This is a genomic window from Gordonia zhenghanii (genome assembly GCF_021738965.1).
In the GTDB taxonomy this organism is placed as follows: Bacteria; Actinomycetota; Actinomycetes; order Mycobacteriales; family Mycobacteriaceae; genus Gordonia; species Gordonia zhenghanii.
Window position 1 is genome coordinate 149,733 of sequence record NZ_JAKKOQ010000004.1, and the last position, 13,222, is coordinate 162,954.

Consider the following 13,222-nt stretch of genomic DNA (forward strand, 5'->3'; position numbering starts at 1 on the left):
AGATCCCACATCCCGGCGATTTATATGTCTCAGCGCACCCTCAGCCTTTGGGGCGGGGAGTTGTCAGAGTCGAGGTGCAGGATGGAGAGCATGAAGCAGGTTGGCGCACCGATCACTGTTCTGGCAGTAGGCGGTACCGGCGAATCGCATCCTGGAGACGATCGCACCGAGGTCACTGGAATGCTCGCGGCCGTCACTTCGACTCTCGACCATCGATTCACCAGTCGTTGGGTGGGGTATCCCGCAGCGTACGGACCGACTGCCGGCCGAGAGGGCATGGCGTATGTCGACAGCGTCGCGTGCGGTGTGGCCGCACTCGCGCGGGCTGTGCGAGCCGCAGACGGTCCCGTCATGGTGATCGGATACTCGCAGGGCGCTGCCGTCATCCGGACGTTCCTCGCACATCCAGCGTCGACGACACTCGTCGGACGCGTACTCGCCGTCGGGTTCGTCGCCGATCCACACCAGCCGCCCGGTGTCGTCGAGGGCTGCACGGGCTGGGGCGTCGCAGGCCCCGGAGCCGAGGTTCCGGGCGCGGTGCCCGCGTGCTGGGTCGGTGTTCCCGACGATGTCATCTGCAATGCGTCCGACGACTCGTTGATCCGGGACGTCGCCGATCTCACGGACTCGCTGTCGGTTCTGCACGTGCGACGCTGGGTGGCCGACATGTGGGGCGCAGTCTTCTCTCGCCGGATGCAGAATGCCGAGCGAACGTCGGTCACGCCGCGCCAGTGGCGGCGCGACGCACATCGTCTTCGCGCGGCGGTCCGCGAAGTACGCGGCTACCTGCCGTCGACCATCGCCGTCGGAATGTGGCGACTGACCAATCCGGGCGGTGGACGCCACGTCTCCTACGACGGCGAGCCGTACCGTCGTGCGCCGCTGACCGATCCGGAGATCACCGGTTGCCAGGTGCTCGCACAGTGGATGCAGGTCGAGGCGACCATGCACCGAGCGAACGTCGCGCTCGTCGCCTGACCGCCGCCCGAGCGGAGACAAAGACAAAGACCTACTGACGAGACCGGGCCCCTACCGACGAGTGTCGGAAGGGGCCCGGTCGATGTCTGCGGCAGGCGCAGTCGTCGTACTGACTAGCCGCCGTTGTACTGGCCGCCGACGGTGCCGCGGACCACGATCGGAGTGCCGCGTCCGACGTTGTCGTACACCCACTTGCCGTTCGCGGTGCTCACGTTGAGGCAGCCGTGGCTGGCGTTCGAGACGCCCTGCTGTGCGACCGACCACGGTGCGGCGTGAATGAAGATGCCGTCCCAGGACATACGGGTCGCGTACTCGACGTACGTGCGGTAGCCCTCAGGGGAGTCGACCGGGACACCGTACGTGGACGAGTCCATGTACATGTCGCGGTACTTCTCCTTGGTGTAGTACACACCGTTGGAGGTCGGGTGCTTGTCAGTGCCCATCGAGGTAGGCATCTGCTTGATGAACTTGCCGTCCTTCCACCAGTAGACCTGGTGGGTGCGGTCCGAGGCCAGCGCCACGTAGCCGGTCTCCGACTTGACGTTCGGCATGGCCGGAATGGCCGGAGCCTTCGGGGTCGTCGACTTCGGAGTCGGCTTAGGCGTCTCCTTGGTCTTCGGAGCATCCGGCTTCGGGAGGTTCGGAACGTTAGGAACGTTCGGGACCTTGGGGAGTTCGGGAACCTCGACCGGCGGGAGGCCCGGGATCACGGTGACAGGCGTCGCACTGGCGACGGCGGGAACGCCTGCGCCGAGGGCCGCCACGCTGACTGCGATAGCGGTCAGGCGAGCCGCACGGCTCGCACTCTTCTTCTTGAACACGTCGTCTCTACCTTCGTTTCGTCGTAACGACACGCCACCCCCGTGGACGCTCGAACATCATCGTTACACAACCGTTGCCTTCGCGCCAACTCAAAACGCCGAGGAAAACGAGGGGTTTGTCCGAATAGTGGTGTATCGAGCGGTGATGCTCGTCTCCCGGCTGTTATATCTGGGGCGCGTGGTGTCCGTGATGTGTGCTGGATGTGTGCTGGGTGTGTGAGTCGAGGTTCTCGGTCAGGGCTTTGAAACGGAAACGACCCCGGCCCGCATGTTTGCGGACCGGGGTCGTTCTCGTCTGGAGCGGGTGACGGGAATCGAACCCGCGTAGCTAGTTTGGAAGACTAGGGCTCTACCATTGAGCTACACCCGCGTTGCACTGCTGTGCGAGGCAAAACACTACAGCAGTCGGTCGCGGAACTTCAAAACCAGTCCCGAGTTCGTGTCTGCGACCCGGGTGGCCGTACTATGTGCGTTTGGCCGTGTCCGTACAACGGACCCGACCGCGGGATGTGGCGCAGCTTGGTAGCGCATCCGCTTTGGGAGCGGAGGGTCGCAGGTTCAAATCCTGTCATCCCGACGATCACGAGTCGTCCGTAAGATCTAAGGAGTTCTACCCCGTGAAGAGCATCGTCGAGCAGCTCAGCCCGACCCGAGTCAAGCTGAATGTCGAGGTTCCGTTCGAGGAACTCTCCGGTGACTTCGACCAGGCGTACAAGGCACTCGCTCAGCAGATCCGTATCCCGGGATTCCGTCCCGGCAAGGCGCCCGCGAAGCTGATCGAGGCGCGCGTCGGCCGCCAGTCGATCCTCGAGCAGGTCGTCAACGACGCATTGCCAAACAAGTACTCGGAGGCTGTCGCCGAGGCCGACATCAAGGCGATCAGCCAGCCGGAGATCGACGTCGACGAGCTCGTCTACGGCGAGCCGGTCAAGTTCACCGCCGAGGTGGACATCCGCCCGGAGATCGCGCTTCCCGACTTCTCGACTCTGTCGGTCGAGGTCGATCCGATCGAGATCTCCGACGCCGACATCGAAGAAGAGCTCGAGAACCTGCGCGCCCGTTTCGGCACGCTGGTCGGCGTCGACCGCGGCGCAGTGGACGGCGACTTCGTCTCCATCGACCTCGAAGCGACCGTCGACGGCGAGCCCGTCGAGGACGCCACCACCGAAGGCCTCTCGCACGAGGTCGGCAGCGGCAACCTCATCGAGGGTCTCGACGAGGCACTTCAGGGGCTCAAGGACGGCGAGAAGAAGAACTTCACGACCAAGCTCGTCGCAGGCGATCACGCCGGAGCCGATGCCGACGTCGTCGTCACCGTCAACTCGGTCAAGGAGCGCGAGCTCCCGGCCGTCGACGACGACTTCGCTCAGCTCGCAAGCGAGTTCGACACCGCCGAGGAACTGCGCGCCAGCCTCTCGGACCAGGTCGCCGACTCGAAGAAGTACGAGCAGGCCGCAGCCATCCGGGACGCCGTCCTCGATCAGCTCCTCGAGACCGTCGAGTTCCCGCTGCCCGAGGCAGTCGTCGACGCCGAGGTCGAAGGCGTCCAGCACCAGCTGGTCCACGCGCTCGGCCACGACGACGCGCAGGTCGACAAGTTCCTCGAGGCGCAGGGCAAGACCCGCGAAGAGTGGGACGCCGAGAGCCGCACCGACGCGGAGAAGTCGGTTCGTACGCAGCTGCTGCTCGACTCGATCGCCGACGAGGCGGGCACCGAGGTCGGCCAGGACGAGCTGACCCAGCAGATCCTCATGCAGAGCCAGCGCTACGGCGTCGCCCCGCAGGAGTTCATCCAGCAGTTGCAGAGCGCCAACCAGATCGGCGCCCTGTACGCGGACGTGCGACGTAACAAGTCGCTCGCCGACGTCATCGGCAAGGTCACGGTCACCGACACCAACGGCGAGACGATCGACACCGACGCGTTCTTCGGCGGCAGCGACGACGAGGACGCCACGGAAGGCGACGACGCCGACGCGTGATCCGCACGCCCTGCATTGGGCACACTTCGACAGCCGGGACGGCGAATGCGTCCCGGCTGTCGTGCTGTTCGGGTCGAGTGTTCGAACGGACGGACATTGTTCCGCTGTGAGCGAATACGGGGTGTCGGCGGAACAATTCGAGGGGTGAAATTGATTAACCTCGGTGACAACGCCGCACACCTTCGCGTGAGCACGGCCATCATTTTCGACAGATAGGGACAACAAGTGAGCAATCTCGACACGCCCTCCATGAGCTCGGGCGTCGCCGGCCTGAACCTGACTGATTCAGTGTTCGAGCGCCTGCTTCGCGAGCGGATCATCTTCCTCGGAACCCAGGTGGACGACGACATCGCCAACCGGCTCTGCGCACAGATCCTGCTGCTCTCCGCAGAGGATCCGGAGAAGGACATCAACCTCTACATCAACTCGCCCGGCGGAAGCGTCACCGCGGGCATGGCGATCTTCGACACCATGCAGCTCGCACCCTGCGACGTGGCGACCTACGCGATGGGCATGGCCGCGTCGATGGGACAGTTCCTCCTGGCCGCAGGCGCCAAGGGCAAGCGGCACGCACTCCCGCACGCGCGGATCATGATGCACCAGCCGTCCGCAGGCATCGGCGGCACCGCGTCGGACATCGCCATCCAGGCTGAGCAGTTCGCAGCGACCAAGCGCGAGATGAACCGGCTCAACGCCGAGTTCACCGGTCAGTCGCTCGAGCGGATCGAAGCCGACGCCGACCGTGACAACTGGTTCACCGCATCCGAAGCCAAGGACTACGGCCTGGTCGACCACGTTGTGACGCACGTGACCCGTCCCGGCGTGTGAACGCCACCCGCCCAACACCCTTCACCGGTTACGGAGACACCATGAACTCATCTCTTCCCGCCGACGTCCGCGCAGGCATCTCCGATGCCGCGCTGGCGCTCAAGAGCATCGAAGCCCGCTACATCCTGCCGTCGTTCATCGAGAACACGCCGAACGGTCAGCGCCAGTACGACCCGTACGCGAAGCTGTTCGAGGAGCGCATCGTCTTCGTCGGCACGCCGATCGACCAGACCGTCGCGAACGACGTGATGGCGCAGCTGCTGGTCCTGGAGAGCCAGGATCCCGACCGCGACATCACGATGTACATCAACTCGCCGGGTGGCAGCGTCCCCGACATGCTCGCCATCTACGACACCATGCAGTACGTCCACTGCGACGTCGTCACCGTGTGCCTCGGCGAGGCTGCATCAGCCGCTGCGATCCTGCTGGCAGGCGGCACGCCGGGCAAGCGCGCTGCGCTTCCGAACGCGACCATTCTGATCCACCAGCCGCGCACCGGCGGCGCCTACCAGGGGCAGGTCTCGGACCTGGAGATCCAGGCTGCGGAGATCGAGCGCATCCGTAAGCGTCTCGACGAGATCCTCTCGTTCCACACCGGGCAGGACACCGAGAAGATCCGCAAGGACACCGACCGCGACAACATTCTGACGGCCACCGACGCCAAGGAGTACGGGATCATCGACGAGGTGTTCGACTACCGCAAGAAGTCGGCTCGCAAGTAAGTCGTGTTCTTCTCCTTCGAACCCGCCCACGCGCGAGTACCGTTCACGGTGACGCGCACAGCACCCCCGAGAAAGTAGGTGTGGCCACATGGCCCGAATGGGAGACGGTGGTGACCTCCTCAAATGCTCGTTCTGCGGTAAGAGTCAGAAGCAGGTCAAGAAGCTCATCGCAGGTCCGGGTGTCTACATCTGCGACGAGTGCATCGACCTGTGCAACGAGATCATCGAGGAGGAGCTCGCCGAGACCAGTGGCGATGTGAAGCTCGACGAGCTTCCCAAGCCTGCGGAGATCCGCGACTTCCTCGACAACTACGTCGTCGGACAGGACACGGCCAAACGGACGCTCGCGGTGGCGGTCTACAACCACTACAAGCGGATTCAGGCCGGCGAGAAGGGCGACAAGCGCTCGACTGCCGAGACGGTCGAGCTGGCGAAGTCGAACATCCTGATGCTCGGACCGACCGGGTGCGGTAAGACGTATCTGGCGCAGACTCTCGCCAAGATGCTGAACGTGCCGTTCGCGATCGCCGACGCGACCGCCCTCACCGAGGCCGGTTACGTCGGTGAGGACGTCGAGAACATCTTGCTGAAGTTGATCCAGGCAGCCGACTACGACGTGAAGCGGGCCGAGACGGGCATCATCTACATCGACGAGGTCGACAAGATCGCTCGCAAGAGTGAGAATCCGTCGATCACCCGCGATGTGTCCGGTGAAGGCGTGCAGCAGGCGCTGCTGAAGATCCTGGAGGGAACGCAGGCGTCGGTGCCGCCGCAGGGCGGGCGCAAGCATCCCCATCAGGAGTTCATCCAACTCGACACCACCAACGTCCTGTTCATCGTCGCCGGCGCGTTCGCCGGCCTGGACAAGGTCGTCGCGGACCGGATCGGCAAGCGCGGCATCGGTTTCGGCCGAGAGGTGCCGAGTAAGGATGCGACGGACACGAGCGACTACTTCGCCGAGGTCATGCCGGAGGATCTGATCAAGTTCGGTCTGATCCCTGAGTTCATCGGGCGTCTGCCGATGGTGGCGTCGGTGCGCAACCTCGACAAGGAAGCGCTCGTTTCGATTCTCGCCGAGCCGAAGAACGCACTGGTGAAGCAGTACACCAAGCTCTTCGACATGGACGACGTCGAGCTCGAGTTCACCGACGAGGCACTCGAGGCGATCGCCGACCAAGCGATCCATCGTGGCACGGGTGCGCGTGGTCTCCGAGCGATCATGGAGGAAGTCCTGCTTCCCGTCATGTACGACATCCCGAGCCGTGACGACGTCGCCAAGGTCGTCGTGACCGGGGAGACGGTCCGCGACAACGTGCTCCCCACCGTCGTCCCGCGCAAGGACGACGACAGTCCCGCCGAGAAGTCGGCGTAACCCGCCGCAGAGTCCACTGCAGGGCCGTACACGCGTGAGGCGTCGGTTCCCGCTCTATGTCCAGACATGGAGCGGGAGTCGACGCCTCACGCGTGTTCGCGTTCGTCGGACCGCGCCGTGCAGGCAAGGTGAGCGAAGCGGCGTCGCGTGCGCGACGCTCCCGCTACGGTGGTCAGCATGAGCTACGACACAGTCGCCGGAATCATTCTCGCGGGCGGGCGTTCGCGCCGGATGGGGCAGGACAAGGCAGCGTTGGAGTTCGACGGGGTGACGATGCTGACCCGGATAGCGGACACGATCGCGCAGCGGTGTTCCCCGGTCCTCGTCGCGGCCCCCGCCACGTCGCAGGCCTACCGCGAACTGTCGAACGAGTCGGATCTGCAGTGGGTCACCGACGAGAAGGAGGGGAGCGGGCCGCTCGGCGGCCTCGTCGCCGCCCTGCATGCGGCGGACGCAGCCGGTGCCGACGTGGCCTTCGTCTGCGCCACCGACATGCCGCTCATCGAGGCAGGCCTCGTCGACGAACTCCTCGCTGGGCTCACCGAGTCGATCGACGTCGTGATCGCGCACGACAGCCAGCGTGACCACCCGATGGCCGGGGTCTACCGCACCCGCGCTGTGGGCGGGCTCCACGAGCTGGTGGACGCCGGGGAACTACGGATGGGAGCGGCCGTCGACGCCGTTGCGACGCGCCGCGTGACGGTCAGCGATGAGAACTGGCTCACCAACGTCGACGCCCCCGAGGACCTGCACCGACTACGCGCCACCGGCGTTTCCTAGAATCAAAGGGTGAGCAACCCCGAGCTGAGCAACGCCCTGCCCAAAACCTGGGACCCGTCCGACCACGAATCGGCCCTGTACCAGGGCTGGGTGGACGCCGGATACTTCCGTGCCGACGCCTCGTCCGACAAGCCCGGCTACTCGATCGTGCTGCCGCCGCCCAATGTGACCGGCTCCTTGCACATGGGTCACGCACTCGACCACACGCTGATGGACACCCTCACGCGACGTAAGCGGATGCAGGGGTACGAGGTGCTGTGGCTGCCGGGCATGGACCACGCGGGCATCGCGACCCAGACCATCGTCGAGAAGCAGCTCGCCGAGGAAGGCGTCGGCCGCCGAGACCTCGGTCGAGAGAAGTTCATCGATCGTGTCTGGCAGTGGAAGGCCGAGTCCGGCGGCACCATCCAAGGCCAGATGCGACGCCTCGGCGACGGCGTCGATTGGGACCGTGACCGGTTCACCATGGACGAAGGTCTGTCCCGTGCCGTCCACACCGTCTTCAAGAAGATGTACGACGACGGACTGATCTATCGTGCCGAACGGCTCGTCAACTGGTCGCCTGCTCAGCAGACCGCCATCTCCGACATCGAGGTCAAGTACCAGGACGTCGACGGTGAGCTCGTCTCGTTCCGCTACGGCTCGATGGACGACTCGCAGCCGCACATCGTCGTGGCCACCACGCGAATGGAGACGATGCTCGGCGACACCGCGATCGCCGTCCACCCCGAGGACGCCCGCTACGCCGACCTGATCGGCGTTGAGCTCGACCACCCGTTCCTCGACCGCAAGATCCCGGTCATCGCGGACGACTACGTCGACCCGGAATTCGGTTCCGGCGCAGTCAAGATCACCCCGGCCCACGACCCGAACGACTTCGCGATCGGGCAGCGCCACAAACTCCCCATGATCACGATCATGGACAAGACGGCCGTCATCGAGGGCACGGGAACCCAGTTCGACGGACTCGATCGGTTCGCGGCTCGGGTCGCCGTGCGCGAAGCCCTCGCCGAGCAGGGGCGCATCGTCAAAGAGGTCCGCCCGTACGTGCACAGCGTCGGCCATTCCGAGCGTGCAGGCGAGCCGGTGGAGCCGCGCCTGTCCATGCAGTGGTGGGTCGACGTCAGTTCGCTCGCGACCGCGGCAGGCGACGCCGTCCGCGGCGGCGACACCGTCATCCATCCCACGAGCCAGGAACCCCGCTGGTTCGCGTGGGTCGACGACATGCACGACTGGACGATCTCGCGTCAACTCTGGTGGGGCCACCGCATCCCGGTCTGGTACGGCCCGGACGGCCAGATCGAATGCTTCGGTCCCGACGAGAGCGTGCCGGAAGGCTGGGAGCAGGACCCCGACGTCCTGGACACCTGGTTCTCGTCGGGTCTGTGGCCGCTCTCGACCATGGGCTGGCCCGAGCAGACCGCCGAGCTCGACAAGTTCTATCCGACGTCGGTCTTGGTGACCGGCTACGACATCCTGTTCTTCTGGGTCGCCCGCATGATGATGTTCGGCACCTACGTCGGCGGACTCGACATCGCCGGGCTCACGGATCGTTCGGCGCGCGTGCCGTTCACCGACGTCTTCCTGCACGGCCTGGTCCGCGACGAGCACGGCTCCAAGATGAGCAAGTCGAAAGGCAACGGCATCGACCCGCTCGACTGGGTGGATCGCTTCGGCGCCGATGCGCTTCGCTTCACGCTGGCGCGCGGCGCCAATCCGGGCAGCGACATCTCGGTCGGCGAGTCGCACGCGCAGAGCTCGCGCAACTTCGCGACCAAGCTGTTCAACGCGACCAAGTTCGCGTTGATGAACGGAGCGCGGGTCCCCGCTGCGGGTGAGGGTCTCGACGTCGAGAATCTGACGATCTCGGACCGCTGGATCCTCGGTCGCCTCGACGAGGTCCTCGCCGACGTCGACACGGGCTTCGAGACGTACGAGTTCTCGAAGGCGTGCGAGGCGCTGTACCACTTCGCGTGGGACGAGGTCTGCGACTGGTACCTGGAGCTGTCGAAGGTCCAGGTGGCCGAGGGCGGGGAGCGCGCCGAACGCACCGCGCTCGTGCTCGGCACCGTCCTGGACAAGCTGCTGCGCGCACTGAGCCCGGTGATGCCGTTCGTCACCGAAGTCCTGTGGAAGACGTTGACCGGCGGCGAGTCCGTCGTGATCGCCGAGTGGCCCGCATCGTCCGGGCAGCCGATCGACGTGGCCGCCGCTCAGAGCATCGACGACCTGCAGAAGCTGGTGACCGAGGTGCGCCGTTTCCGCAGCGACCAGGGTCTCAAGCCCGGACAACGTGTCGCCGCCGTGGTCGAGGGCCTCGACGAACTCGGTCTCGCGGAGCTCCGCGGCCAGCTCGACTCGCTCGCGCGACTCGAAGCGGCCGACGACGGTTTCACGGCGACGGCCACCGTCGAGGTGCGCTTGTCGGCGGGAACCGCGAACGTCGCGATCGACACGTCCGGGACGGTCGACGTCGAAGCCGAACGCAAGCGCGCGGCCAAGGACCTCGCCGCAGCGGAGAAGGAACTCGCGGGCACCACCGGGAAGCTCGGCAACGAGCAGTTCCTGTCGAAGGCTCCGGACGCGGTCGTGGAGAAGATCAAGGCTCGGCGTGACCTCGCCGAGGCCGACGTCGCACGCCTCAAGGCCAAGCTCGAAGCGCTGGGCGCCTGATGGCGGACGCGAGCGAACTCGCCGAGCTCGCGGCAGTCGAAGCCGAACTCGACACGCGGTGGCCGGAGACCAAGATCGAGCCGTCGCTCACGCGCATCACCGCACTGCTCGAGCTGCTCGGAAACCCGCAGCACGCGTACCCGTCCATCCACATCGCGGGGACCAACGGCAAGACGTCGGTCACCCGGATGATCGACGCTCTGCTGCAGGCGTTCCACCGGCGGACCGGCCGCATCACCAGCCCGCACCTGCAACTGGCGACCGAGCGGATCGCGATCGACGGCGCGCCGATCAGCCCGCGCCTCTACATCGACACCTATCGCGAGCTGGAGCCGTTCATCACGATGGTCGACGACTCGTCGACGGCCCAGGACGGTCCGCGGATGAGCAAGTTCGAGGTGCTGACCGCGATGGCGTACGCCGCGTTCGCGGAGGCTCCGATCGAAGTGGCGGTCGTGGAGACCGGCATGGGCGGACGCTGGGACGCGACCAACGTGATCGAGTCCCAGGTCGCTGTGATCACGCCGATCGCGATGGACCACGCCGACTACCTCGGCGACACGCTCACCGCGATCGCGGGGGAGAAGGCCGGCATCATCAAGCCCGGGCCGTCGGACGCGATCGTGCCAGCCGACCCGGTGACGATAATCGGCCAGCAGGAACCCGAGGTGGCCGACGTCCTGCTCCGCGCGAGTGTCGACGCGGGGACGATCGTGGCCCGGCAGAACTCGGAGTTCAGTGTGCTGTCCTCGGCGACTGCCGTCGGTGGACAGCTCCTGACCATCCAGGGGCTCGGCGGAGTGTACGACGAGGTGTTCCTTCCGCTGCACGGCGCGCACCAGGCGCAGAACGCTGCGCTCGCGCTCGCCGCCGTCGAAGCGTTCTTCGGTGCGGGCTCCGACCGTCGACTCGACGTCGACGCCGTCCGTGAAGCATTCGCCGGTGTCACGACGCCGGGCAGACTGGAACGCCTCCGCAACGCCCCGAGTGTCTTCATCGACGCGGCCCACAATCCGCACGGGGCGAAGGCGCTCGCTCAAGCGTTGACGTCCGAGTTCGACTTCCGTCGACTCATCGGGGTCGTCGGCGTGCTCGGCGACAAGGATGCGCGAGGGCTCCTCACCGAGCTCGAACCGGTGCTGGACTCCGTCGTGCTCACGAACAACGGCTCGCCGCGCGCCCTCGACACCGAGACGCTCGCTGACATCGCCCGTCCGATCTTCGGCGACGAGCGCGTCGAGACCGTGGCGTTCCTGCCCGACGCCGTCGCGCGGGCCGTCGAACTCGCCGAGGACGGCGAAGGCGGATCCGTGTCCGGCGCGGGCGTCGTCATCACCGGGTCGGTCGTCACGGCGGGGGCGGGACGCACACTCTTCGGGAAGGACCCGTCATGACCTCGAACCTGCCACCGGGGATCAACCCGCCCGCCACCGATCCGTGGAAGGGGTTCCGGGGAGTGATGGCCGGAACGCTGATCCTCGAGGTCATCATCGTCCTGCTCGCGTTCCCGATCGTCGCGAAGATCGGGGGAGGTCTCTCGTGGGGGTCCGGACTGCTCCTCGGTGCGTTGACCGTGGCGTTCATCGCGTTGTCCGGGATGTGCTCGCGGTCGTGGGCGCTGCCGACGATCCTGGCGTTGCAACTGGTGCTCATCGTCGGCGGACTGTTTCATTGGTCACTCGCCGTGATCGGTGTGATCTTTCTTTGTGTCTGGGTCTACATCGCGTACATTCGACGCGACGTCGCCCGACGGATCGAACACGGGCTGCTTCCGAGTCAACGCCTGAACTGAAGCTCGCGTGCGGCGTCGACTGTTCGACAGAATGCCTCGACTACACTCGGTAGTTCGACGACCTCGCCGAGGCGAGAGACAGGTGCGCTCAATGGGATTTCGGTACGACGGCAACGGTCGCGGTGGCAGTCACCGTGCGATCGCACGTTTCGCGCTCCTGGCAGTGGCGGCAGGAACGGCGACGACCCTGATCGCGGCGCCTGCTCATGCCGATGCGAGCCGAACAGTCACCCCGTCCACGAGCGCCCCGACCAGCACCGCCCCGTCGACCAGCACGATGTCCGTCGAGGAGCAGGCGAACAAGCCGGGTGTTCCGCAGCCTGTCGCCGACGGCTCGTTCGGGTACATCGCAACGCCTGCTGCCACCCGGTGGATGGCCGAGCGCCAGCCCCAGAACATCATCGCGAACCTGCCCGTCGGGCACCGTGACGACAACCGGGCGATGGCCGACGTCCTCGGCGGCCAGCTGGACGCTGCAGTCGCCGAGCGCGGAGCGTGCGTCCAGGTGATCGTCGGCGGTCCGCGTGACGGAGGCCTGTTCACGTACGGCTTCTACGCCGTGGAACCGGAGTACTGCCCCCGGTGACGTGAGTCGGCACCGCGCACCCGTTGTTAGAGTGTGCTGGTGACTGAACAGACTCTCGTACTCATCAAGCCCGACGGTGTGCAGCGCGGCGTAATCGGCGACGTGATCTCCCGCATCGAACGCAAGGGCCTCACCCTGGCCGCTCTCGAACTGAGGGCGGTCACCACCGAGCTGGCCTCCGAGCACTACGCCGAGCACGCCGAGCGCCCGTTCTTCGGGTCGCTGCTGGAGTTCATCACCTCCGGGCCCGTCGTCGCGGCGGTCGTCGAAGGCCCTCGCGCGATCGCGGCGTTCCGTCAGCTCGCAGGCGGCACCGACCCCGTCGAGAAGGCCGTTCCCGGCACGATCCGCGGTGATCTCGGACTGGAGACCCAGTTCAACCTCGTGCACGGGTCGGACTCGCCGGAGTCTGCCGCACGCGAGATCGCACTCTGGTTCCCGGCTCTGAACTCCTGAAACACCCGTGCGCCGCGGCGCGCGAGGACTACTTTTCCAATGCTGTGCGGGTAGCGCCCCGTCTGTGTGGGATACTTGACTGGGTCCGCGGAGTCACACTTTGACTTCGAGGGCTCGACGGAACGCTAGCGGCCCGCCCGCCATCGGTTGCACCCCACAGGGTCCGGGTGAGCGGTGGTCGCATGGGAACCGTCACAGCAAGGCGTCGAAGTTCAGACGCGAAGACCACACAACA

Annotated in this window: 12 protein-coding genes and 2 tRNA genes; 12 read left to right on the forward strand and 2 right to left on the reverse strand. The window is 65.9% G+C overall.

Going from position 1 to position 13,222, the window contains the following annotated elements; all coding sequences use genetic code 11:
• Window positions 1-90: 90 nt before the first annotated feature.
• The gene (locus L5G32_RS04300; protein WP_237009789.1) at window positions 91-978 is read left to right on the forward strand and encodes a PE-PPE domain-containing protein; all 888 of its coding nucleotides are present in this window, start codon (window positions 91-93) and stop codon (window positions 976-978) included.
• 113 nt (window positions 979-1,091) lie between these two features.
• Here the strand turns inward: L5G32_RS04300 and L5G32_RS04305 are convergent, their stop codons facing one another.
• Together L5G32_RS04305 and L5G32_RS04310 are read right to left on the reverse strand one after the other, a co-directional pair.
• Window positions 1,092-1,799, reverse strand: a complete 708-nt coding sequence (locus L5G32_RS04305; protein WP_237009790.1) for a L,D-transpeptidase family protein — start codon at window positions 1,797-1,799, stop codon at window positions 1,092-1,094.
• A gap of 296 nt (window positions 1,800-2,095) precedes the next feature.
• Window positions 2,096-2,169: transfer RNA gene (locus L5G32_RS04310), tRNA-Gly, on the reverse strand.
• A gap of 133 nt (window positions 2,170-2,302) precedes the next feature.
• Here L5G32_RS04310 and L5G32_RS04315 point away from each other — a divergent pair.
• From L5G32_RS04315 to ndk, 11 genes are all read left to right on the forward strand, one after another.
• A tRNA-Pro gene (locus L5G32_RS04315) sits at window positions 2,303-2,376 on the forward strand.
• Window positions 2,377-2,416: 40 nt separating this feature from the next.
• Window positions 2,417-3,778, forward strand: a complete 1,362-nt coding sequence (gene tig / locus L5G32_RS04320) for a trigger factor (RefSeq protein WP_237009791.1) — start codon at window positions 2,417-2,419, stop codon at window positions 3,776-3,778.
• Between the two features lie 249 nt (window positions 3,779-4,027).
• The gene (locus L5G32_RS04325; RefSeq protein WP_237009871.1) at window positions 4,028-4,606 is read left to right on the forward strand and encodes an ATP-dependent Clp protease proteolytic subunit; all 579 of its coding nucleotides are present in this window, start codon (window positions 4,028-4,030) and stop codon (window positions 4,604-4,606) included.
• Between the two features lie 41 nt (window positions 4,607-4,647).
• Window positions 4,648-5,328, forward strand: coding sequence for an ATP-dependent Clp protease proteolytic subunit (locus L5G32_RS04330; protein WP_237009792.1), 681 nt, complete (start codon window positions 4,648-4,650; stop codon window positions 5,326-5,328).
• Window positions 5,329-5,416: 88 nt separating this feature from the next.
• The gene (gene clpX, locus L5G32_RS04335) at window positions 5,417-6,700 is read left to right on the forward strand and encodes an ATP-dependent Clp protease ATP-binding subunit ClpX (RefSeq protein WP_237009793.1); all 1,284 of its coding nucleotides are present in this window, start codon (window positions 5,417-5,419) and stop codon (window positions 6,698-6,700) included.
• A 177-nt stretch (window positions 6,701-6,877) separates the two neighbouring features.
• A complete protein-coding gene (gene mobA, locus L5G32_RS04340; protein ID WP_237009794.1) occupies window positions 6,878-7,480 on the forward strand; it encodes a molybdenum cofactor guanylyltransferase in 603 nt (200 codons plus the stop codon).
• 9 nt (window positions 7,481-7,489) lie between these two features.
• A complete protein-coding gene (locus tag L5G32_RS04345; protein WP_237009795.1) occupies window positions 7,490-10,153 on the forward strand; it encodes a valine--tRNA ligase in 2,664 nt (887 codons plus the stop codon).
• Window positions 10,153-11,547, forward strand: coding sequence for a bifunctional tetrahydrofolate synthase/dihydrofolate synthase (gene folC / locus L5G32_RS04350; RefSeq protein WP_237009796.1), 1,395 nt, complete (start codon window positions 10,153-10,155; stop codon window positions 11,545-11,547). The genes L5G32_RS04345 and folC overlap by 1 nt, the downstream gene beginning before the upstream one ends.
• Complete coding sequence (locus L5G32_RS04355) at window positions 11,544-11,945, forward strand: DUF4233 domain-containing protein (protein ID WP_237009797.1); 402 nt, start codon at window positions 11,544-11,546, stop codon at window positions 11,943-11,945. Before folC ends, L5G32_RS04355 begins: the two co-directional genes overlap by 4 nt.
• Window positions 11,946-12,036: 91 nt before the next feature.
• Entirely contained in the window at window positions 12,037-12,531 is a 495-nt protein-coding gene (locus L5G32_RS04360; RefSeq protein WP_237009798.1) for a hypothetical protein, read from the forward strand.
• Between the two features lie 39 nt (window positions 12,532-12,570).
• A complete protein-coding gene (gene ndk, locus L5G32_RS04365; RefSeq protein ID WP_237009799.1) occupies window positions 12,571-12,987 on the forward strand; it encodes a nucleoside-diphosphate kinase in 417 nt (138 codons plus the stop codon).
• The last annotated feature ends 235 nt before the right edge of the window (window positions 12,988-13,222 follow it).